Below are 22,289 nucleotides of genomic sequence, written 5' to 3' on the forward strand. Positions count from 1 at the left end.
CTTGCGCTGGCAGCAAGCTGCCAGTGCTACCAGTATCAGTGAAAGCGGAACGGACTATCTATACAGGGTCGATTTTCGCCGCCCGAGACGGCCGTACGAGACCAGGTTTTATGTAAATCGATGCGTGTTCGCTGTGATGGTGGAGAGCGTCAAGCAGGAAGTCCGGCGCATTGACTCAGGATTTTTGCTACCAAGCAGCGGCTGTTGCCTCATGTAATTTGCTACCCGTCAGAATGCTGGCGGGAGCGACTTATGACGAGGCGGCTCAGCATGACAACACGACGGGAATTGACTGAGGCAGTCGGTGAGCGGTACCGCCGTTCCGACCGGAACGAGAAGCGCGAGATACTCGACGAGTTTGTTGAGGTGAGCGGTTATCATCGCAAGCACGCTATCCGTGTGCTGTGCCGGGAGGCTCAGCCTTCAGAAGCGAAGCCCGGGCCGCAGCGACGCTACGACGACCAGGTGCAGGCTGCGCTGATCACGCTGTGGGAGGCTGCCGACCGGAACTGCGGCAAACGACTGAAAGCGCTCATCCCCGCGCTGATCGATTCGATGACCCGGCACGGCCATCTGACGCTATCGAAGCAGCTGCGCCAACGGCTGAACCAGATCAGCGCCGCCACCATCGACCGGCTGCTGCGCGAGGTCCGGGAGCAGGCCTTCGCCGGCCAGCGCCGGCGCGCCGGCGGAGTCGGCAATGCGATTCGCCGTGCGGTGCCGATCCGGACCTTCTCCGACTGGAAAGATCCGCTACCCGGCTATCTCGAGGTGGATTTCGTCGAGCATTGCGGTGGCACCAGGATCGACGGTGACTTCGTGCACAGCTTTGCGATGACAGACGTTGCGACCGGCTGGACCGAATGCCTGGCGATGCCGTATCGCAGCGGTGCACTCGTTCTTCAACACATTGAGCGGGTGAGCCGTGCGCTGCCGTTTCCGCTACGCGGTCTGGATTGCGATAACGATACCGCCTTCATGAACGAGGCCGTATTCGACTTCTGCAAGGCGACGGGTATCGAGCTGACACGTTCACGTGCCTACAGGAAAAACGACCAGGCCTGGGTCGAGCAGAAGAATGGATCAGTCGTGCGCCGTCTTGTAGGGTATGGCCGGTTGCGTGGACTTGCCGCTACCGGAACCCTCGCGTCCCTCTACGAGGTGTCGCGGCTGTACATCAACTTCTTCCAGCCGTCATTCAAGCTGAAATCGAAAACACGCCACGGTGCACGGGTGACGAAGCACTACGAAGCGCCTCTGACGCCCCTCGAGCGGGTTCTGCGATCGCCGTCGATACCCGAGCCGATCAAACGGCGGTTGCGTGCGCGGTTCCGCGCGCTCGATCCACTCGATCTGTCGCGCCGCATGCGCGAAGCACAGCAGCACGTCGCGCAATGCAGTGCATCCGGCACGGCGCCGGCAGAAACACAAACGGCTGGTCCGATTCCCCTCGCTGACTTCCTGGCGAGTCTTGGAACAGCATGGCACGACGGAGAGGTTCGAGCGACGCATCCCCGAAAGGCGCGCGTCGCACACACCTGACGCAGCCGCGAAGATCCGTTCGAGCATACATGGTCGACCATACAGCAATGGCTTGAAAACGAGCCCGGTATTACGGCCAGAAAGCTGCATGAAAGTGTCGTCGCCATGGCTCCCGCGATGTACTCCAGTGCCCAGTTGCGCACCCTGCAGCGCCGCGTGAAGGCATGGCGCTCGAACCGCGCGAGAGAACTGGTGACGATGATCCTCGGTGGTGCGGACGCGGTGAAGGCTGGTGCCGCTACGCAGCACCAGCCTTCACCGCAAAACAATCAGGAGCGACAATCACCCGGGAGTAACATCATCCCATGAGGCAACACGACCGGACGAAATCATTGTCGCCCCACAGTCCGGAGCGACCGGCCGCAGGACGAGCAGCTGACGCGCCAGAGTGCCGTGTTGTATGTGGAGCAGTTTGCGTGTTGCCGCAATTGCTGTTGCAAACTGACGCGGTGGCACTGGTACCAACACGCATGCTGGAGCGGCTGCAGACTCAATGCCACCTGCATGTCGTAGGGCCGGCCCTCCCGCCGTTTGACATTGCTCTGGCTTGGGGGCCCATGGCTGAAAAGGATGCCGGACATCGCTGGTTCAGGGGACTCTTCGCCCGCCTTGCTCTTTGAGGTCATGGCGCGACACTTCCGTGGGGCGTTCGAGAAATGGCTGTTATTTGACGATCAACCCAGTACCGGACATCGGCGAGCGGCACTCGAAAACGCATTTGTTTGGCGGCGCCGATTCGCCGGAGTCCAACGCAGACAAACGAGCGTGCTGCGGCGCGCTCTTTCTTAAGTTTTTGTTGACCGATTGGTCGAGATTACGGCGAAGTTTGACGGCGCATGATGTCGGAATGGAGTCAACCGCACCGGCGCGTTCGACGGCGCGAAAGAGCAGTGCCTGACGCTGGCGCGCGAGCGGGCGCGCTGGAGCTGACGCACCGGGTCGACCAATTCGGCGATGGGCATGCGCAAGGGTCGACAGCGTTCAAGACCCGATGCACGCGGCCTTCGGCAGCGCGTTCATCGCCTAGGGCGAATTCTTCAAATCGCGACAGCGCCGACACCCGGCTGACAAGACCACGCAGGATTTTTGCGCTCACGGTGGACATCCATTTTCCCGACGCGCGCAAATCCTGCGCACCTGCGGACAATTGTGTTCAAATATGCACACGATACCAACGGTGCATCTATGGAACAAAATTCTCAGCTCGTTGCACGTATTCATCGGGCCGCATTCGAGCTTTTCGCCGAGAAGGGCGAGACTCAGGTAACTATCAGTGAGCTGGCCCAGGCGGCCGGAATCGCACGAGGGACCGTCTATAACCATGTTCCGTCGCCCCAGGCGCTGTTCGAAACCGTCGCCACCCGGATGGCGGAAGAAATGCACGTGCGGGTCGTTGCAAGCTTCGCGGATGTCCCGGACCCGGTACAGCGACTGGCAAACGGTATCCGCTACTTCATCCGTCGCGCCCACGAAGAGCCGCAATGGGGCCGCTTCCTGAGCCGCTTCGCCTTCAGTCGCGGCGCACTACAGACGCAGACCATGTGGACCGGACCGACGATACGGGACGTGCTCGACGATGGGCTGGAGCAGCATCGGTATGACTTCCGGCCAGACCAACTGCATTCGGCAATCGCCCTGGTCGCTGGAGCCGTGTTCGCCTCGATCGTTCTCGTCCTCGACGGCCATCGCACGTGGCGCGACGCTGGTTCTGATACCGCAGAGCTGGTCCTGCGCGGTCTCGGCGTGGAGGTCGCCGCTGCCCGACGCTACGCGGCGGCCGAATTGCCGCCTCTGCCCGAATGCGTGTAACGGACCGTGTTCGTTTTTCTCTGCGCCAGTGAACAAGGTGCCCGTCCTTGAGGCGCCCCGCGAAACATCAGCGTCAGAAACTGCATCTTCCGCCGGACATCCCGGTCCACTTCCGCTTTGACGTTCAGTCATTAGAATCCTCGGCGACGTCCAAGCGCTTGATCCGTCGGAGCTGCCCCTGTCGAGACGACTCTGGCGTCGAACGTCGGTCAGCAGGGCACGGCGTCCGCGGTCCAGAACGACTGCACCAGCATGCCCGCCATCCCAGGCGGGACCTTGTGAACTGAGCTTCCGGCAGCGCGGTGTCGCTCAATTGACCCGTGCTGCGGGTGATCGGGCAGGCGAACCGGTACCCAGCCTAGGCTGCGTTCGCGCGCCCCGTGGTGCGGCGTACCAAGGGGTATCGCGTCTGTTCTGCAGACCCGCAAGCATGGACCGGGGACTACGGGCGGTTCCCGCGATCATTTCCCGAACGACACGATCAACGGCCGCGGCGGTTACGACTATGCGAGCTACAACAATATGACCGGACGATCAGCGTAGAAACGTAGAAACGGGCTCCGGCACGGCGATCCCGATAAACGTCAGTGCGCACGACCTGCCGCGCCATGTCGATGCGCACGCCTGCACCGCGTTCGCCGTCATGCATTGCCACCGGCTTCGTCGGTCGCGGGCTACCGCAAAGCCTTCGGCTAATTGCTTAAGGTTTCCACGCCGCTTGCGGCCAAGAGCGTATCGCGACCTTGAGCGCGACCAGGTACCGGGCGGGCGACTACCGGTGCCTCGGTTTCCTTTACCCGACGCTCGCCCGCGCGATATCCATCCTTGCCGACGAACTTTAGCGGGGCCGTCTGGTTGCCGCTATCGCGGCCGGGGGAGCGCTCGCTCCGACAAGTTCATGGAGCCGGCGCCTCGAGAGCCACCAACTTGTTCACTAATGCGAAAACGGTGTGACAGCGAGGGAACCAAGGGTAATCGATGATGAACATTACTAGCTTGCCGTGTACACTTGTGTTCAACAGTGATCTTAAACGTCAACACTCCAGGCAGCGACGTACCGTCAGCCCGACCTCCCATGAGCCCCATCGAAACTCCGACTCACGTCACCTGCCCACTGCGGCCAGGAGCACCGCTGATTCGTCTCTGCGTTGCGCGCGAGAGTTCACCGGCGGTGCAGCTGCATGTCGGCGCGAGATGTTCGTTGCGCGCTTACCACCCCCAACGCAGTGAGCCGACGCCTGCTTCGCGCTTGCGCGTCCTGGTGCGCGACGTGCCGGGCGATGGCCGGCCAACGAGGCGCCTGAGCAGTACGGACGGCTGGGCCGAGCCCCGTCCGTTCATTGGCGGGCACGCCGCACGCGCGATACCGCCATACATGGGCCAGGGTGGGGGTCACGCAATGCGCGACGCGGCTAACCGCGCCTGGAATCTACCGCTATTGCCGTGCGGCACCGCTGACGGGTGGCTGATAGGCACGTACGAGCCCAGGCAGCCGGCTCGGCGCAGAACGGACGCATTCATGCCGGCTCGCACGCGCCGTCAACTTCATCGTCCATGCAGCAGCAGTTGTTTTCACTGACAGAGCTAATTCAAGCAAAGGAGATCCCATGTCCACCAATGTCGAGCAAGCAGCCGTCTTTCCCGTTACACACCGACCAGGGCTGCCGTTCCCGGACGTGCCGAGGTTTCAGGGCTGGATCCGTCCGTCGCGGATCGAGGGCGACATCTTCGACCTCGAGGTAGTGCAGGGCTCCGTCCCGCGTGAGCTGAACGGTCGCTTCTACACGATGGCGGCCGACACGCAGTTCTCGCCCCGCCTCGGCGACGACGTCTTCTTCAACGGTGACGGGATGATCCGGATGTTCACCATCGCAGACGGCCACGTCGACTACCGCAGCCGCTACGTGATGACGGAAAAGCTGCGCGCGGAGCGGAGCGCACGCCGCGCGCTGTTTGGCGCCTACCGGAACCCGTTCACCGACGACCCGTCGGTGGCCGGTGTCAATCGGGGCAATGCCAACACGGCGTTCGTCTTTAGTGGTGGGAAGCTGCTAACCCTCAAGGAGGACGCACGCCCGGTCGCCGTCGATCCGGTCACCCTGGAGACGCAGGGGGAATGGGCCTTCAACGGCAAGCTGACAAGCAAGACGTTCACTGCGCACCCGAAGATCGACCAGCGAACCGGTGAGATGTTCTTCTTCGGCTACGAGGCTAAAGGACTGGCCACCCGCGACATCGCCTACTACGTCGCCGGCCCGGACGGCCAGATTACCCACGAAGCCTGGCTGCAGGCCCCGTACGTTGGGTTCATGCACGACTTTGTGGTCAGCGACGACTACGTGATCTTCACAGTGTTCCCTGCAACCGCCGACCTCGACCGGCTAAAGGCGGGCGGCCAGCATTGGCGCTGGGACCCGAAATGCGACACCTATCTGGGCGTCATGCCACGCCGAGGGACGGCCGCCGACGTGCGCTGGTTCACCGGCCCCCCGCGCTGGGCCTACCACTTCTTTAATTCCAGTAACGACGGCACGGCGATCACTATCGACGCGTGCGTGGGCGAGGCGATCAGCGCTCCGTGCTTCTACCCCGACACGTACGGCAGTCCGATCGACCCGCCAAAGACCGTCACCCGTATCACCCGCTGGACACTGGACTACAACAATCCCGACGCCGGCTTCCAGGAACACATCCTCGACAACAACTACGCCGATTACCCGAGTGTCGACCCCCGGAAACAGACCGCCCGCCACCGTGTTGGCTTTGCCGCCATTGTCCATCCGCACGACGGCGAGCTCGACCTGGACAGCTCCGATAGCAATCTGAGGGCGATGGGCCTGAATGCCGTCATCCGCTACGACTTCGTCGAAAACCGTGTGGTCTCGCGGTTCGTTCCCGGCCGACAGTCAAGCATCCAGGAGCCGCTCTTCATCCCGCGCGGCCCCGATGCTCCCGAAGGCGACGGCTGGCTGATCATGCTCGTTGACCGCTGGAACACCATGCTGAACGACCTTGTCATCGTCGACACCGCCGACCTTGGCGCCGGTCCCGTCGCCACGGTGAGCCTGCCGATGCGCCTGCCGACCGGGGTGCACACCCTCTGGCTCGACAACGCGGAACTGACAAAGGCTTCCCGATAAGCAGCACTAGCCCGGGTCAGGCCGTGACTCAGGGCTGCCTGGCCGTGACGGCCGGCCTGAGTATGAGCGGGTGCGTCCGTCCGGCAAAGCGCACCTGCAGCACGCCGTCGAACTGGCGCTATCGGTGCTGGACGGCGCACGACAACGAAGCGCAGACCGCGGGCGGCAGTCCCAACGAAGCGGAGCACGGCAACACGCTTCGCTCTAACCCAACGCAGGAATGAAACCCATGTTATTCGAACCCTTCACCAGTCCCTCGCTGTCCCTGAAGAACCGTGTCGTGATGGCGCCGCTGACGCGCAACCGCGCGGTCGACGCGAACACGCCCAATGATCTGGCGGCCGAGTACTACACACAGCGCGCCGGTGCCGGCCTGATCATTGCCGAGGGCACGTCGCCTTCGCCCAACGGCCTCGGCTATCCGCGCATGCCGGGTCTGTTCAATGCGGCTCACGTCGCCGGCTGGCACAAGGTCACGGACGGCGTGCACACGCAGGGCGCCAGGATCTTCGTGCAACTGATGCACGCCGGGCGCGTATCACACGTGGCCAACCTGCCCGCCGGCGCCGAGGTGGTCGGCCCGGTCGCCCTGGCGCTCGAGGGCGAGATCTACACCGACACGCACGGCATGCAGCCGCACAGCAAACCGCGCGCGATGACCGAGGCCGACCTCGCCCACGCCGTGAGCGAGTACGTGAACGCGGCCAGGCTGGCGCTCGAAGCGGGCTTCGACGGTATCGAGCTGCACGCGGCCAACGGCTACCTGCTGGACCAGTTCCTGAACGCCAATGTCAACACCCGCACCGACGCCTACGGCGGCTCAGCTGGGAACCGCAACCGTTTTGTGCTCGAAGTGGCGCGCGCCACGGCGGCCGAGATCGGCGCCGCGCGCGTCGGCATCCGCTTGTCGCCGTATGGCGTATTCAATAACACCGGCGCGTTCAACGGCCTGGAGGAGCAGTACCTGACGCTGGCGCGCGAACTGGGCGCGCTGAAGCTGGCGTACCTGCATCTGGTCGACCATTCTGCGATGGGCGCGCCGGAAGTGCCGGCAGCGTTCAAGACCGGCCTGCGCGCTGCCTTCGGCGGCACGTTCATCGCCTCGGGCGGGTTCTTCGATCGCGACAGCGCGGAGAAGGCGCTGCGCGAGGGCCACGGCGACCTGGTGGCCTTCGGCCGCGCCTGGCTGGCAAATCCGGACCTGATTGAGCGCATGAAGGCCGGCATCAAGCTTAACGACCCGGACCCTTCGACCTTCTATACGCCCGGGGCGAAGGGCTACACCGACTACCCGCGCGCCGATGCGGGCAACGCGGCGTAAGGCAGCTCGTCGCGGGGCCGCGCCCCGCACCGGCCGGCGGTAGCACAACAACGTGAGAAGACGAGTCAGCATGACAACACCTAGGGAGAGTGGGATGACAGTCGATGTGGACGTGGTCATCGTGGGGTTTGGGCCGGGCGGGGAAGTCGCCGCCTCGCTCATTGGCCAGGCCGGGCACCGGGTGCTGGCGATCGACAAGGCGCTCGCGCCCTATGGCCAGCCCCGCATGAGTACGCTGGACGGGGAAATCGCCCGGGTATTGCAGCATGCGGCCAATCCGGTCGAGGCGATGCAGGACGCCATCAAGGCGCCGAACATCCTGCTGTTCGGCGCCGACGGAGAGCCGGTGCCGCCGATCGACTGGGACTACACGATCGGCGGTCACCCATCGCACTACTCGCTGCACCAGCCCAACATCGAGGCCGCAATGGAGCGGCGGATCGCCGGGTGCCCGTCGGTGGAGGTTCGGTGGGGCAGTCGGGCGACGGCCATAGAGCAGTGCGACGGTGGAGTGCGCGTCACCATCGAGATCGCCGCGCAGGACGGTGTGCCGCCCCGCACGGAGATTGTCTCGGCCCGCTACCTGCTCGGCTTCGACGGCGCGAGCAGCTTCGTCCGTGAGGCGGTCGGCATCGAGCTCGACGTGATTCACCAGCACGACGAGCGCTGGATCATGACCGACTTCGACGCGCTGCGCCCCCTGCCGGAGATCGTCACGCGAAGCCACTTCCGGATGGACCCGGTGCGCCCCTTCTATGCAGGGCCGAACGGCGCCAATCGCTGCCGCACCGACGTGCGGCTGCTGCCGGAGGAGGACCTCGATGAGTTGTTGTCCGAAGAGCATGGCTACGCGTTCATTGAGGAGCGATTCGGCCTCACCCCGGCGGACGTGCGGTTGACGCGCCGGATCGCCTACCGGTTCCGCTCGCAGCTGGCGCGCTCCTTCCGGGTCGGCCGCGTGTTCATCGGCGGGGACGCCGCACACGCGATGACCCCATACATGGGGCAGGGCGCGTGTTGCGCGATGCGCGATGCCGCCAACCTTGCCTGGAAGCTCCGGCTCGTGCTCCGCGGCGCGGCCGACGAGTCGCTGATGGACACGTACGAGCCCGAGCGCCTGCCGCACTCGGCGTTCTTCGTCCACGGCTCGTTGGCGACGTTCCAGTACGTCAACGAACTCGACCCGCAGAAGGCCGCGGAGCGCGACGCCGCGACCCGCGCCGGGCTCATTAAATTCCCGCCGATCGAGGGCCTGGTGGCCGGCGTACTGCACCGCGACTCCGCGGGCGCGCTGGCATCCCACGCCGGGCAGCTGGCACCGCAAGGGTTGGTCCGTCGGGGGCAGGGCGAAGGCCGGCTGGACGACCTGACCGGGTACGGCGGGCAGCTGATCAGTTCGCTGCCGGTCGCCGAAGTGCTCGGCCGGGAGCGGCTGAACCGACTCGGCGAACTCGGCGTTCACGTGCTGCGCGTGGCCGACGACGATAGCGCCGAGCTGGTCGACCTGGACGGCACCTATCGGAATTTCTGGGCGACCACGGGCGCGACCACGCTGCTGGCGCGCCCGGACCATTACCTGTTCGGCGTGGCCGCCGACGAGGATGACGTCCGTGCGCTGATCGATGACTTTCTCGCGCAGATCCCCCGGCCAGCCGCGGAGGCGCCAAAGGCTGCGGCGACCGGCCGTACTCACCCGTCAGTCGCAGCTGTTGATTTGAACTGAGACGGTCGGCGCAGCAAACCCAAACAATCATCGCGACGGGAGACAAGCCCATGACTACCAATCACACCGCCTTCTTCATCGGCGGAGAGTGGCGCGCACCGGCCTCGAGCAAGCGCGTCGACCTGGTCGACGCGTCGACGCAACTGCCGCTCGGCAGCATCCCCGAGGCGACGCCCTCCGACATCGATCGTGCGGTCGAGGCGGCCCGTCAAGCCTTCGACCACTCCGGCTGGGCCACCACCACCCCGGCCGTGCGCGCGGCGGCGATGCACCGCTTCGCCGATGCGTTGCAGGCGCGAGCCGCAGACCTGGCAACGACCGTGAGCAGGCAAAACGGCATGCCAATTAACCTCGCAGAGGCCTTCGAGGGCGGTTTCGCGATCGGCATGCTGCGCTACTACGCCGACCTGGCGGCCCGTCGTGAGATCGAGGAGACGCGGCCGTCGCAACTGGGCCGCGAGACCATCGTTCGGCGCAATCCGATCGGCGTCTGCGCGGCCATCGTGCCGTGGAACTATCCGGTCGTGCTGGCCATCAGCAAGATCGCGCCGGCATTGGCCGCGGGTTGCACTCTGGTAGTAAAACCGTCGCCGAACACTGCGCTGGACAGTTACCTGCTTGCCGACGCTGCACTGGAGGCCGGACTGCCGGCCGGGGTCATTAACTGCGTACCGGGGGATCGCACCGTCGGCGGGTACCTGGTCGGCCATCCGGGCATTGACAAGGTGGCGTTCACCGGATCGACCGCCGCGGGGCGTGAGGTCGGCCGGGTTTGCGCGGAGATGCTTCGCCCCGTGAGCCTGGAGCTGGGCGGCAAGTCGGCGGCAATCGTGCTCGACGATGCCGACCTCGACACGATCATGCCGAACCTGCAGTTCATCACGATGATGAACCAGGGCCAAACCTGCGTTGCGTGCAGCCGTGTGCTTGCGCCGCGCAGCCGCTACAAGCAGGTGGTTGATGCGGTGGCGACGATGGCCGCGTCGCAGACGGTCGGTCCAGCGCTCGAGCGGACGACGCAGATCGGTCCGATGGCCACCGCCGAACACCGCGAACGGGTCGAAGGCTTCATCGCGCGCGGCCGTACCGAGGGCCGGCTTGTCACGGGCGGAGGCCGACCGGCGGGACTGGATTGCGGTTGGTTCGTAGAGCCGACCGTGTTCGCAGACGTCGACAATACCGCCACGATCGCACGCGAGGAGATCTTCGGCCCGGTGCTGGCGGTGATTCCCTACGACGACGAGGACGACGCGGTGCGCATCGCCAATGACTCCATCTACGGTCTCGGCGGCAGTGTGTTCAGCGCCGATGTGGAGCGTGCCAAGCGTGTCGCCCGCCGCGTGCGCACTGGCACCGTCGGCATCAACGGTTATCCGCTGGCCATCGGCTCGCCCTTCGGCGGCATCAAGGCTAGCGGGCAGGGCCGGGAGTTCGGGCCAGAAGCAATGTCTGCATACGAGTACCTGACCTCGATGTATGTCGGCGCTTGAAGAGCCTTCAACCTTAGCAATGAAAAGGAACACAGCAATGTCTGAAATCACGAACCCGAATACACCTGAACGATTGGCACGGCGCGAGCACAACCTCGCTGTGGTCCAACGCTTCTATGGCGCTGCGGCCACCCACGATACGTCCAACGTCTTGCCGGTGCTGACGGATGACTTTATCGGCACAGCCACCGAAGGCCTGCCACATGGCCTTGGCGGCGTCTATCACGGCAACGAAAAGGCGGTCACCGAGATCTGGGGTCGCATCTGGACCCTGTTCAATATGACAGGGGAAGTGACCGAATTCATTCCGTTTGACGACGATCGGGTGCTGGTGCTCGGCCGCTACGTGGGCGAGGCCCGCGAGGGCGCCGCGCCGGTGTACGCGGCATTCGCCCACATCTTCACCGTGCGAGGCGCTCGGGTGGCGGCGCTGCAGCAGGTCACCGACTCCGCACAGTGGCATCAGTTCAGGACGCGCGAAAGTCACTAGTCGCCAACTGGCGATGCTTCGTCTGGGAGCACGGGAGCAGGAGCGCTTCCCCTCGATAAGCGATGGAAAACACGTTGCGAAGGGGCCGCGCTTCCCCATCAGGGGTCGACCTCGTCCGGCTAACCACATCGGTAAGCCCCTTCGGACGACGAACAGAATCGAAATAGATAGTGAATCAAATGGAGACCCGAATGCGAACGACGATCGAGTTCAAGCGCCCCGACGGCGACATCGTCCAGGGCTACCTCGTCGAACCCGAAGCCGCCGCTGGCGCGCCCGCTGTCGTCGTCATCCAGGAATGGTGGGGGCTGAACCGTCAGATCCGCGGCGTTGCCGACAGGCTCGCCGCCGCCGGCTACCGCGCGCTGGTCCCCGACCTGTATCGCGGCAAGTCGACTGTCGAGGCGGAGGAGGCGCACCACCTGATGTCGGGGCTGAACTTCAGCGACGCCGCGGCGCAGGATGTGCGCGGTGCATTGCAGTACCTGAAGGCCACGGGCAGCGCAAAGGTCGGGGTCACCGGATATTGCATGGGAGGTGGGCTGACTGTGCTCGCGCTGTCGATGGCGCCGGAGGCTGACGCCGGCGTCGTCTGGTACGGCTACCCGCCGCTCGAACTGGTCAACGCGTCGAGTATCCACGCGCCCCTGCTCGCGCACTGGGCGACACAGGACGGCGCGTTCGCGATCGCTGGCGTCGACGCGCTCGAGCAGAAGCTCCGGGCAGCAAAGGTCGCCTACACCGGCCACCGCTACCTCGCGCAGCACGGCTTCGCGAACGAGACAGCGCAGGGTCCCGGGCGGGACGCGATCGCGCAGTACGACGCCGCGTGGGCGCAGATGGCCTGGGACCGCACCCTGCGCTTCTTCGGCCACCACCTCGGGTGAGCGATGGGCGCCCAGGTTGTACCAGTCGCGCGCGCGTTGCAGATCCATGACTCGATGGCCGCGACGTGGTCTTCCCGATAGAGCGCGTGCTGCGGGCACCCGCGCAGCGCGTTGCAGTCTGCAGCAGCTCCCGGTCGTTGGCCGGGTTCTCTGACGGGCAGCCTTAGCTCGACGGGTCAATCGTCCAGTCGTTCTTAATAGCACGTCTTTTTGAAAAAGGTAGGAATCCAGATGAAACTTATATCGTTTACTAAGGGCAACGTTCCCGGGTATGGCGCAGTACGAGGCGAAGGGGTAGTTGACCTGGGCAAGCGATACGGCGAACTCGCCCCGACACTACGTGATGCGCTCGCAGGCGTAGCGCTCAAGGAAATCGAGCGAATTGTCGCTCAAAGCGAACCGGACTTTTTACTGGCGGACCTGACGCTTGCGCCGGTAATTCCCAATCCCGACAAGATCATCTGCGTTGGACTCAATTACCGCGATCATGTGGCAGAGACAGGCAGGGCTCAAACAGAGCACCCAGTTCTGTTCGCGCGGTGGCCGGGAAGTCAGGTTGCGCACGGTGAAGCTCTGATCCGTCCGAAAGTCTCTGAACGTTTCGACTACGAAGGCGAGCTTGCCGTGGTGATCGGGAAAGGAGGGAGGCATATCTCAAGCGCTGACGCACTGTCTCACGTCGCAGGCTATAGCTGCTACAACGATGGAAGCGTTCGTGACTGGCAGAGTCACACAAGCCAATTCCTTCCAGGCAAGACATTCGCCGGCACAGGAGCCTTTGGCCCCTGGCTTGTAACAGCGGACGAAATACCCGACCCGACTGATTTGACGCTAACTACCCGCCTCAATGGCGCTGTCGTCCAGCAGACAAGAACGGATTTGATGATCACCGATATTCCGTCTCTGATCGCGTACTGCTCCACCATATTGCCGCTTACTCCAGGCGACGTATTGGTGACCGGAACGCCGGGGGGCGTCGGCGCTAAGCGCTCACCACCCCTCTGGATGAAGCCAGGAGATGTAGCCGAAGTGGAGATTTCAGGTGTCGGGGTATTGCGAAACGTCGTGAGAGACGAGCCCAAATAATCGTTCCATCCGTCCTGCCACCTTGTCCCCTCTGCTGGAAAAAACATGGAACTTACATCCCTAGGATACGTCGGATTGCGCTCGTCAAAGATCGAGCAATGGAGAGGACTGGCCACCCGGATATTAGGTCTGCAGGAAGTTGACAAGGGAGGTGGGACGCGGCTGTTCCGGATGGACGACCAGACGCAGCGTGTCATTCTCACGGAAAGCACGCATGACGAGCTTGGCTTTATCGGTTGGGAGGTGGCGCACGCTGCCGACCTCGAATCGCTCGCAACCCGCCTCGACTCCAGGAACATAAACGTCGAATGGGGTGACCGTGCCCTATGTGGGGAACGGCATGTCGAAAGGCTGATTGTCTTCACAGATCCGGGAGGCAATCGCCTTGAGGCGTTCTGGAGGCCGGCTATGGCTGATGAGCCATTCGTGCCCGGACGACCATTGTCAGGATTCCGAACAGGGCCTCTTGGTATGGGCCACGTCGTGCTGCACGTCGACGATGTTGACTCGCTGCTGCCTTTTTACCGCGATGTACTCGGGTTTCGCATTACCGACTACGGTCTATCACCATACAAACTGTACTTCTTCCATCTGAATGGACGTCATCACAGTCTTGCCATGGTCGGATCCGGCAGAAAAGGTTTTCACCACTTCATGCTCGAGCTATGCAGCCTGGACGACGTGGGGCAAGCCTACGACCTTGCACAGCAGGAGAGCGGACTCGTGGCCTACACGATGGGACGGCACCTGAACGATCAGGTGATGTCGTTCTATGTGAACACGCCGTCGGACTTTTTCGTGGAATACGGGTGGGGAGGACTGGTCATTGATCCCGCTACCTGGCAGCCGCAGGAGACCGTTGCTGGTCCAAGCTCCTGGGGACATGATCGGCTGTACACAATCGCACCGGAACAGCGCGCGCGACTGTTGGCAATGCGGTTGCGAGCCGCTGAGGAGGGCATCCGGGCTCCCAATCCAGTGCTTACCCGGTAGTAAAGCGCAGCAAATGAAGCGCCGCGGGTTCGTGCGGAAGAGCCCGAACCCGACAATGTTGTCTATGCGACGACGTACGATTGCACGCCACAGAACCGGCAACGACGACGATTGCTGTGCAAAGGTGACGGCGGTTGCCTGCCGCAATCGGCGCGGCAACACGACATGACATCGACAAAATCAGGAGACTATTCATGGCATCGACACATCGCCGGGCCCGTATCACCGCATTCGCCAGTCTGTTGCTCGGTGGCATGGAAATAAATGCCCACGCACAAAGCAGCGTCACGCTATACGGGATCCTCGACAGTGCGATTCTCTATACGAGCAGGACGGTCAATCCCACTACGGGAGCCAATGCCGGCCATCAGCTCTCCTTCATTACGGGTGGACAGGGGACATCGGTCTTCGGATTGACGGGAAAGGAAGACCTCGGCAGCGGCGTGCAAGCGATTTTTGCGCTCGAAAGCGGCATCGATCTCTCCAATGGGGGCTTCGCTGACTCGAACGGCAATTTCTTCGGCCGTCAGGCCTGGGTCGGGGTCGCGGGCGCTTTTGGCACCGCGAAGGCCGGGCTCCAGTATTCGCCCTTTGTGTTGTCATTAATCGCGACGGATCCGCGCAACGTCTCCACCTTTGGTAGCGGCATACCCATCCACGTCGGCAACGTGTCCGTGACGGGTATCTTCACTTCGAACGCCATTTCATACACTACGCCGACTATCGCAGGCTTTCAGGGCAGCGTACTCTTCGCGCCCGGAGGCACACCCGGCAACTTCCAGGCGGGTCAGCAGTATGCGGCCAGCCTGAACTACGTCATTGGTCCATTCATGGTTAGTGCCGCGATGGTTAGCTGCAACGCAGGGGGCACAGCCGTCTCGACGCCAATTCCGAGCAACGTGCCGTTCTCGGGACGAACCATCGGCGGCAGTTATCGCGTGGGCGACCTGACCTTGAAGGCGGACTTTGTCAATTACAAGGTCTCTGGTTCGTTCGACAACCGCGTGTACGGCGCGGGGGCAAGCTATTACGTCACGCCTGCAGCCAACGTCGATGCCGGCGTGTGGTACACCAGCGACGGAAATGATACGCGCAACCATTCGGTCATGGCAGCTGCAGGCTTGACGTACAACCTGTCCAAAGCCACGTTGTTGTATACGCAGGCGGGGTTCGTCAACAATCGCGGAAAAATGGACACCGGACTGTCGCTTCATGGCGCGCTCTTCGGCGTGCAGGGAACAACCGTCGGTGCCAATGTCGGCATCCGCCACAGGTTCTGAACGGCACAGGTCCCGGATGGATGTGCCCCGGACTCGGGCTAGACGGGTGGAAATGCTCGAACGGGCCAGCGTCGCAACGATGCAGCGTTGACCCGACATTCAACAGTGACAGTGCGAGCCACACGGAGCGACCAAATGATCTGCCTGCCCGAAATGGTGTTTGTGCGTCGTCAGGTCCCGTACATCAAGCTGCAATCTGTTTGTCTAGTGATTCGGGACTAGCAATCTTGAAGCAGATCGACAATATCCCATTGACTAACCACCAACACAAGGAACGAGCATGAACGGGCTCATGCAGCAGCGTCAGCTACTGATTTCTGATCTGATTGAACACGCTTGCGCTCATCACGGTGAACGCGAGGTTGTTTCCCATCTCGTCGACGGGAGCGTATATCGTTATACATGGCACGATGTGCATGCCCGCGCAAAGCGCGTCGCAAACGCCGTGGGTGGCTTGGGCGTTGCTCCCGGAGAACGTGTATCGTCGTTGGCATGGAATACGCATCGACACCTGGAACTGTATTTCGGTGTTACTGGCAGCGGCGCGGTGCTCACTACGGTGAATCCGCGTCTGTTCGCCGAACAGATCAGCTATATCATCAATCACTCGGAGAGTCGTTACGTCTTCTTTGACACGAGTTTCTCAGCGACAGTCGAGGAGATCGCGAAGGCTTGCCCGAACGTGCAGGGGTTCATTGCGATGTGCGGGCGGGACCAGATGCCGGACATCGCCATACGGGGCCTGCGGTGTTATGAGGAACTTATCGAAGCGGCCGATACGAAATTCGATTGGCCGAGGTTCGACGAGAATCGCGCCTCGACACTATGCTACACCTCGGGGACCACCGGGAACCCAAAGGGCGTTTTGTACAGCCACCGCTCGACTGTCTTACACTCATTCGGTACATGTACGGCAGACGGCTTCGCAATTGCGGCGAGAGACAGCATCTTGCTGGTCGTGCCGATGTTCCATGTCAACGCGTGGGGAGTGCCTTACGCCGCAGCGATGTCAGGTGCGAAGCTCGTGCTCCCCGGGCCATGGCTCGATGGGGAAAACATATACCGGATGCTAAGAAACGAACGATGCACCATTACGCTGGGCGTGCCAACCGTATGGCTTTCGCTATTCGATTACGTAGAGAAGAACGTCGACGACACCAGGCGCCGTGAAGAAACCCAGCTCACTCGAGTCGTAGTAGGCGGCTCTGCAGCGCCGCGCATCGTCATCGAGAAGTTCGAACGGTATTTTGGCGCATTTGTGATTCAGGCGTGGGGTATGAGCGAGACAAGTCCGGTAGCGACCGTCTGCACGCTATTGGCAAAACATCAGTCGCTGACATCAGATCAGCGTTTTGACCTCCAGACCCTTCAAGGGCGGGCCATGTACGGGGTTGAAATCGCCTTGTTCGACGATGACTTGCGAAGAATTCCGCACGATGGCAAGACTGCCGGACAGCTCAAAGTCAGGGGCCCGTGGATTGCGTCCGCGTACTACAAGAATGAGGATGACTCGGCCTGGGGGGCCGACGGATGGTTTGCCACGGGTGATGTCGCCATGATCGATCCCGACGGGTACCTGAGAATTACGGATCGCTCCAAGGATGTGATCAAGTCGGGGGGCGAGTGGATTTCCTCCATCGATCTGGAAAACGTTGCTCTAAGCCATCCCGCTGTTCAAGAGGCAGCGGTGATCGGCCTTGCCCATAGCCGGTGGCAGGAGAGGCCGTTACTGGTTGTAGTGAAAAAGCGGGGCAACGATGTTACGTCCGAGGACATCATCGAGTTTATGCGCGGAAGGATAGCGAAATGGTGGCTGCCCGACGACGTCGTCTTCGTAGAGTCCTTGCCTCACTCGGCAACAGGCAAACTTCAAAAGGTCGTCTTGCGTCAAAAGTTTAGCGGACACCGGTTCTCGACCGACCTCTCTGACTTGACTTCAATAAGCCGACCTTGAAGGCAGGCGTCTCGTGAATCAGGCAAGGTCAAAGCACGGCAACACTGTACAGACTCCCGGAATGAAAGGAATAGCCATGGCAGATCCAAGGGGCGACGTTCGCGCGACCGTCGCGACAATGCAGGCGCGATGCCTGATCCGGGGGGTCGATTTCTCGGATTTCCAGCAGTTGTCCGCGAAGGTGGCCAGCTGGAACGACTGGTGGGACCAGTGGACAGCGATGGGGGAGCGCTACCTGGCTCTGGCCGACCGGTACCGGGCAGAGGGGTGGCAGGAAAGCGCCGGATCTGCCCGGGTCCGGGCCGGTGTTGCCTTCCACTTCGGCAAATCCATGGCGGTCGAGGACGATGCCCGCTACCGCGAGTTGACCAAACGCAGCGTGGAAGCGGTCACCACGGGGCTGCGGCTTCTGGACCCCACCTTCGAGAGGATCGAAGTGCCCTTCGACGGACACCGGGTGGTCGGCAACCTCCGCCGTCCTCGGGGGGTGGAGCGCCCGCCGCTGGCGCTGCTGGTCCCGGGTACCGATTCGGTCAAGGAGGAGTTCCCGCGGTGGGAAGAAGAGTTCCTCGCGCGCGGTATCGCCACGTTGAGCATGGACGGGCCGGGGCAAGGCGAGGTCGGGTTCGAGCTTCTGATCCAGCACGACTACGAGCGGCCGATCGGCGCGCTGCTCGACGCCGTAGCGGGCCGAAACGACCTCGACCTGAGCCGCATCGCCGTGGCCGGCGCCAGCCTGGGCGGCTATTACGCGATCCGCGCTGCGGCGTTCGAGCCGCGCATCACCGCGGTGTTGGCCAACGGGGGCCCCTGGAGCCTGGCCGATGCGTGGTCCGGGTTCTCACCCCTCTACGTCGCCAAGTACACGTGGAACCTCGGCGGCGGCAGCCTCGAGACGGCCCGCCAGCGTGCGGGGTGCATGACGCTGGAAGGCGTTGCCGATCACGTTGCGGTGCCGGCCCTGGTGATCTTCGGGACAGAGGACGCGTTGCTGGACGCTGACGGGCACGGTCGGCGGACCGCTAGCGCGATACCCAAGGGAGAGCTGTGGATGTTCGGGGGCGGCAACCACGGCGTCAGCAACTTCGCGGCTGAGCACCTTGGCCCCGGCGCCGACTGGCTTCTGACCCACATGTAGCCTTCCCACCCGGCGGGTCGATCGAGCGCAATGAAGCGGTCGCCAGACGGGAAGGTTCCGGCGTACTGCCGATGCCGATTTTATAAACGGTTCTAACCTGGCCGGCCCTGCCGAGTCAGCTTTGGACTCCGATAGAGACAAGCGTTCTTGCGAGGGAACAGCGTGCCCATCAGAAAACGAAAATTTGACCCTAGTGTGCGGATCGCCGTCCGCCGCAGGCCCGTCCAGGGACGATCGGTAATGACAGTTGATGCCATCCTTGAGGCTGCGCGACGGCTCTTCATAAGTGACGGATTTGAAGGCACAAGTACCACGCGAATAGCAGAAGCAGCTGGCGTCAGCGTTGGGTCGCTATATGAGTACTTCACCAGCAAGGAAGCGCTCGTGGCGAAGCTTATCAAGCTTCACTGCGACAACTTGCTCGACACTTATGCACTCGCGTTCAGGGCGGTGGAAGGAAAGGGGATTGCGGCACTAGCGGATGCTTGGGTCAATACGACCGTAGACGCATACGCAGGTGACCTCGATCTGCACAGGGTCCTGCTGGACCAGATGGGCAAGGTGAGCAAGACCCGTCATCTCAGCCGCGTTTCGCTCGCGATCACCGATCTTCTCGAGCAGGGTCTGCGCAGTTGCGGAGAGCCTTTGCCCCGCGCAAACCTCCGCCTGGCTGCCTTTGTCGTTGAGTCGGCAGGAGAGGCGTTGGTTCACCGCGCGATCCTGTATGCGGAGGACCTGTTCGGCTACGAGTTGCGGCGCGAACTGAAGCTGATGACTCGCGCGTACCTGTCGAGCACCGACGCGGTTGCCCCGGAAACCTGAACTCTTCATGCCGCCGTCTGAAATTTCGGGAATAGTACAGACCGCGAAACCGAATGATTTGCGATCCGTTGACGCGGGAGTCTTCGGATCCAAGACCTGGCGGGCTAAGCGACGACCCGACCTCGCGTCAGAAATCCGAATAGAGACGACGCAATAAGCCTCATATCATGACCACTGCAGTACGAGAGTGACAGTGTAGGCGCTGATGTAGCAGGCATGAGGGAGCCAGTATGAAAACTCGGATAACCGAACTCTTCCAGATCAAATACCCCATTATTCAGGGAGGGATGCATTACGTCGGATTGGCAGAACTTGCATCTGCGGTGTCCAACGCGGGCGGACTAGGTGTAATAACCGCGCTAACGCAGAAGACCCCCGAACTTCTGGCAAAGGAAATCGCGCGATGCCGCGAGATGACAGACCAGCCGTTCGGCGTAAACCTTACTTTTCTGCCTACGTTCTCGGCTCCGCCGTACCTCGAATATATCGACGCTATCAGGCAGGCGGGTGTGCGTATCGTTGAGACGGCGGGTCGAAACCCGGAGCCCTACATCAGCAGTCTGAAAGAGGCGGGAATCAAAATCTTTCATAAGTGCACGTCCATTCGGCATGCACTTAAGGCGCAGCAGATAGGGTGTGATGCGGTTACCGTTGATGGTTTCGAATGCGGGGGACATCCTGGCGAAGACGACATTCCGAACATGATCCTGCTTCCAGGTGCAGCGGACGAACTTTCTGTTCCGATGATCGCCTCGGGAGGTATGGCGGACGGACGCAGCCTTGTTGCTGCACTCGCCTTAGGCGCCGAGGGAATCAGCATGGGCACACGGTTTCTTGCCACGAGAGAAGCGCCGGTCCATGAAAACGTCAAGAAAGCCATTGTCGATGCCTCAGAACGGGATACGAGGCTGGTCATGCGCGGCCTGAGAAATACGGAGCGCGTCCTGAACAACGCGGGCGTGGAACGGCTGCTAGAAATCGAGCGCGAGAAAGGAAAGGATCTTCTCATCGAAGACATCATTGAACACGTCGCGGGCGTCTATCCAAAGGTTATGCGCGATGGACTGCTCGATTCCGGTGCCTGGAGTTGCGGCATGGTCGCGGGCCTGATTCATGATGTGCCAACGGTAAAGGAGCTTATTGGAACAATCGTGGACGATGCCAATACGTTGATCAGGTCACGGCTGCGATGCATGGTTGACGGCGCAGGCATATATAAAGATTTGTGGTCCTTAGCGCAACGGGGGTAGGGAGAGGTCGATGAGTAGAATGAACCGGTCCTTGCGGTTGGTGATCGAAAAATGGCTTGGATTGACTCCGACAATGCCGGTGCGGGTGACCCGGTCCGGTCGAACGGGTCGAAATCGGCGACGCTATGTATATGTCGAGGCGTTGGGGCCAACGGGCACGTTGGCAATTTACTTCTTCCTCCACGATGACGGTGGGTGGTGCGTGTTTCCGCCTGCGACCGAACGTCCTGCGATGCGCTCGTCATTTATAGCGGGATTATGAGGGGTTGACCATTTAAGCGAACTGACAATCAAGGTTACTTCCTGGTCATCGAGCAGTGCTTGGAACGACGCGGCTTGCGCCGCCCGAATTGGACGAGACGGTGCGGCAAGTACCAGGCAGGGCCGCGAAATACCCGTGATACTGGGCCGCAAGTTTTCAGCCGATTGGCACTGGCAGTCGGCCGACACAGTGGCCAAGAAACTTTGGCGACGTCGAAATCGTCTCCCGCTGCATCGACGGCGACATGCATCGTTATACCTACCGGGACTGCCACAGTCGCGCGACGAAGTTAGCCAATGCATTGGCTAACTGCGGAGTCTTTAATGGCGCCGCTCATCGTTGTTGCGCGGGGCAATAGACTTACCGCAGTTCGGCGGGCATATTCCAAGAAAGACGCACGGCGTAGTCGTCGACGGTCTGCGTGAGCGGCAGGCATCGGAGCAGCCAGGTCAGATATCGATATGGATCGATACCGTTGGCTTTTGGCGACTGAACCAACGAGTAAAGATTCGCGCTGGCATGTTGCGCCGGCAACAGTATCGGCAAACAGCAAGCCCTTTCGTGCAGCATAGATTGGCATGCCGAACCGATATGCGATGGCCTAGAATAAATCTGACGGCGGTCGGCTTCTCGCGCCGATGCGCGTTGGCGGGGAGGGCGTAGCCCGAAGCAGTAACGCGCGCGACGAACTGCAAGGAATCCACCATGGCTCAGGAACAGGAAGTCATCCGTGCCAAGGTCGGTATGCTCGAACTGTCGCGGCGACCGGGCAACGTCAGTCAGGCTTGCCGTGTAATGGGCTGTTCCCGTGACAGCTTCTACCGCTCGATTGACTGCTGTTTTTGACGCGTTTTCAATTCGCTTTCCATCATCTAGATGACTAATGCGACCGATAGATCATCCGCAACGGATGCCGGTTTTTTTAACGAGAAGTTATCCTTCGCAAGCTTCGAAAGCGAGTGATGAAAATGATGCTTTGCGCCCGGCGAATGGTCTCATGGTACGCAACCCCGGAACGATGAAATTTTTTGTGAAGGAGGCTATGGTTCGAGGTAGGTTTGTTCGCGTGACGCTTGCCAGCCTTCGGCACTGTAACACCGGA

The 22,289-nt window shown here is 61.9% G+C and carries 16 protein-coding genes and 2 pseudogenes; 17 read left to right on the plus strand and 1 reads right to left on the minus strand.

Annotated features, from left to right (window positions below; translation table 11 throughout):
- Positions 1 to 270 precede the first annotated feature (270 nt).
- From OKW26_RS09575 to OKW26_RS09650, 16 genes are all read left to right on the plus strand, one after another.
- Positions 271 to 1,542, plus strand: coding sequence for an integrase catalytic domain-containing protein (locus tag OKW26_RS09575; protein ID WP_429353429.1), 1,272 nt, complete (start codon positions 271 to 273; stop codon positions 1,540 to 1,542).
- A 1,185-nt stretch (positions 1,543 to 2,727) separates the two neighbouring features.
- The gene (locus tag OKW26_RS09580) at positions 2,728 to 3,351 is read left to right on the plus strand and encodes a TetR/AcrR family transcriptional regulator (RefSeq protein WP_429353430.1); all 624 of its coding nucleotides are present in this window, start codon (positions 2,728 to 2,730) and stop codon (positions 3,349 to 3,351) included.
- Positions 3,352 to 4,426: 1,075 nt separating this feature from the next.
- A complete protein-coding gene (locus OKW26_RS09585) occupies positions 4,427 to 4,930 on the plus strand; it encodes an FAD-dependent monooxygenase (protein WP_429353431.1) in 504 nt (167 codons plus the stop codon).
- Positions 4,931 to 4,958: 28 nt separating this feature from the next.
- Complete coding sequence (locus OKW26_RS09590) at positions 4,959 to 6,491, plus strand: carotenoid oxygenase family protein (RefSeq protein WP_429353432.1); 1,533 nt, start codon at positions 4,959 to 4,961, stop codon at positions 6,489 to 6,491.
- Between the two features lie 229 nt (positions 6,492 to 6,720).
- Positions 6,721 to 7,812 carry an alkene reductase gene (locus OKW26_RS09595; protein WP_429353433.1) on the plus strand — a complete coding sequence of 364 codons (1,092 nt, stop codon included), beginning with the start codon at positions 6,721 to 6,723 and terminating at the stop codon, positions 7,810 to 7,812.
- Between the two features lie 94 nt (positions 7,813 to 7,906).
- Entirely contained in the window at positions 7,907 to 9,535 is a 1,629-nt protein-coding gene (locus OKW26_RS09600; RefSeq protein WP_187619112.1) for a bifunctional 3-(3-hydroxy-phenyl)propionate/3-hydroxycinnamic acid hydroxylase, read from the plus strand.
- Between the two features lie 50 nt (positions 9,536 to 9,585).
- Positions 9,586 to 11,025, plus strand: a complete 1,440-nt coding sequence (locus tag OKW26_RS09605) for an aldehyde dehydrogenase (RefSeq protein ID WP_429353434.1) — start codon at positions 9,586 to 9,588, stop codon at positions 11,023 to 11,025.
- A gap of 37 nt (positions 11,026 to 11,062) precedes the next feature.
- Positions 11,063 to 11,515, plus strand: a complete 453-nt coding sequence (locus OKW26_RS09610; protein ID WP_187619110.1) for a nuclear transport factor 2 family protein — start codon at positions 11,063 to 11,065, stop codon at positions 11,513 to 11,515.
- A gap of 191 nt (positions 11,516 to 11,706) precedes the next feature.
- On the plus strand, positions 11,707 to 12,402 hold the full coding sequence (locus OKW26_RS09615) for a dienelactone hydrolase family protein (protein WP_429353435.1): 696 nt from the start codon (positions 11,707 to 11,709) through the stop codon (positions 12,400 to 12,402).
- 231 nt (positions 12,403 to 12,633) lie between these two features.
- Positions 12,634 to 13,488: a fumarylacetoacetate hydrolase family protein gene (locus OKW26_RS09620; RefSeq protein ID WP_187619108.1), complete on the plus strand. Its 855-nt coding sequence runs from the start codon at positions 12,634 to 12,636 to the stop codon at positions 13,486 to 13,488.
- Between the two features lie 45 nt (positions 13,489 to 13,533).
- Complete coding sequence (locus OKW26_RS09625; RefSeq protein WP_429353436.1) at positions 13,534 to 14,481, plus strand: VOC family protein; 948 nt, start codon at positions 13,534 to 13,536, stop codon at positions 14,479 to 14,481.
- Between the two features lie 254 nt (positions 14,482 to 14,735).
- Positions 14,736 to 15,761 (plus strand): porin, encoded by a 1,026-nt coding sequence (locus OKW26_RS09630; RefSeq protein ID WP_429354202.1) that lies wholly within the window; start codon positions 14,736 to 14,738, stop codon positions 15,759 to 15,761.
- Between the two features lie 280 nt (positions 15,762 to 16,041).
- Positions 16,042 to 17,715, plus strand: a complete 1,674-nt coding sequence (locus tag OKW26_RS09635; protein ID WP_429353437.1) for a long-chain-fatty-acid--CoA ligase — start codon at positions 16,042 to 16,044, stop codon at positions 17,713 to 17,715.
- 76 nt (positions 17,716 to 17,791) lie between these two features.
- Positions 17,792 to 18,853 (plus strand): alpha/beta hydrolase family protein, encoded by a 1,062-nt coding sequence (locus tag OKW26_RS09640; protein WP_429353438.1) that lies wholly within the window; start codon positions 17,792 to 17,794, stop codon positions 18,851 to 18,853.
- A 240-nt stretch (positions 18,854 to 19,093) separates the two neighbouring features.
- On the plus strand, positions 19,094 to 19,675 hold the full coding sequence (locus OKW26_RS09645; protein WP_429353439.1) for a TetR/AcrR family transcriptional regulator: 582 nt from the start codon (positions 19,094 to 19,096) through the stop codon (positions 19,673 to 19,675).
- Positions 19,676 to 19,905: 230 nt separating this feature from the next.
- The gene (locus OKW26_RS09650; RefSeq protein WP_429353440.1) at positions 19,906 to 20,925 is read left to right on the plus strand and encodes an NAD(P)H-dependent flavin oxidoreductase; all 1,020 of its coding nucleotides are present in this window, start codon (positions 19,906 to 19,908) and stop codon (positions 20,923 to 20,925) included.
- A 622-nt stretch (positions 20,926 to 21,547) separates the two neighbouring features.
- On the opposite strand, the pseudogene OKW26_RS09655 reads toward OKW26_RS09650, so the two are convergent.
- Positions 21,548 to 21,749, minus strand: a pseudogene (locus OKW26_RS09655) (transposase domain-containing protein); the annotation flags it as partial.
- A 143-nt stretch (positions 21,750 to 21,892) separates the two neighbouring features.
- Here OKW26_RS09655 and OKW26_RS09660 point away from each other — a divergent pair.
- Positions 21,893 to 22,012 (plus strand): annotated as a pseudogene (locus OKW26_RS09660) (helix-turn-helix domain-containing protein); the annotation flags it as partial.
- Positions 22,013 to 22,289 lie beyond the last annotated feature (277 nt).

The sequence above is a fragment of the Paraburkholderia sp. 32 genome (genome assembly GCF_050435345.1).
Lineage (GTDB): Bacteria > Pseudomonadota > Gammaproteobacteria > Burkholderiales > Burkholderiaceae > Paraburkholderia > Paraburkholderia tuberum.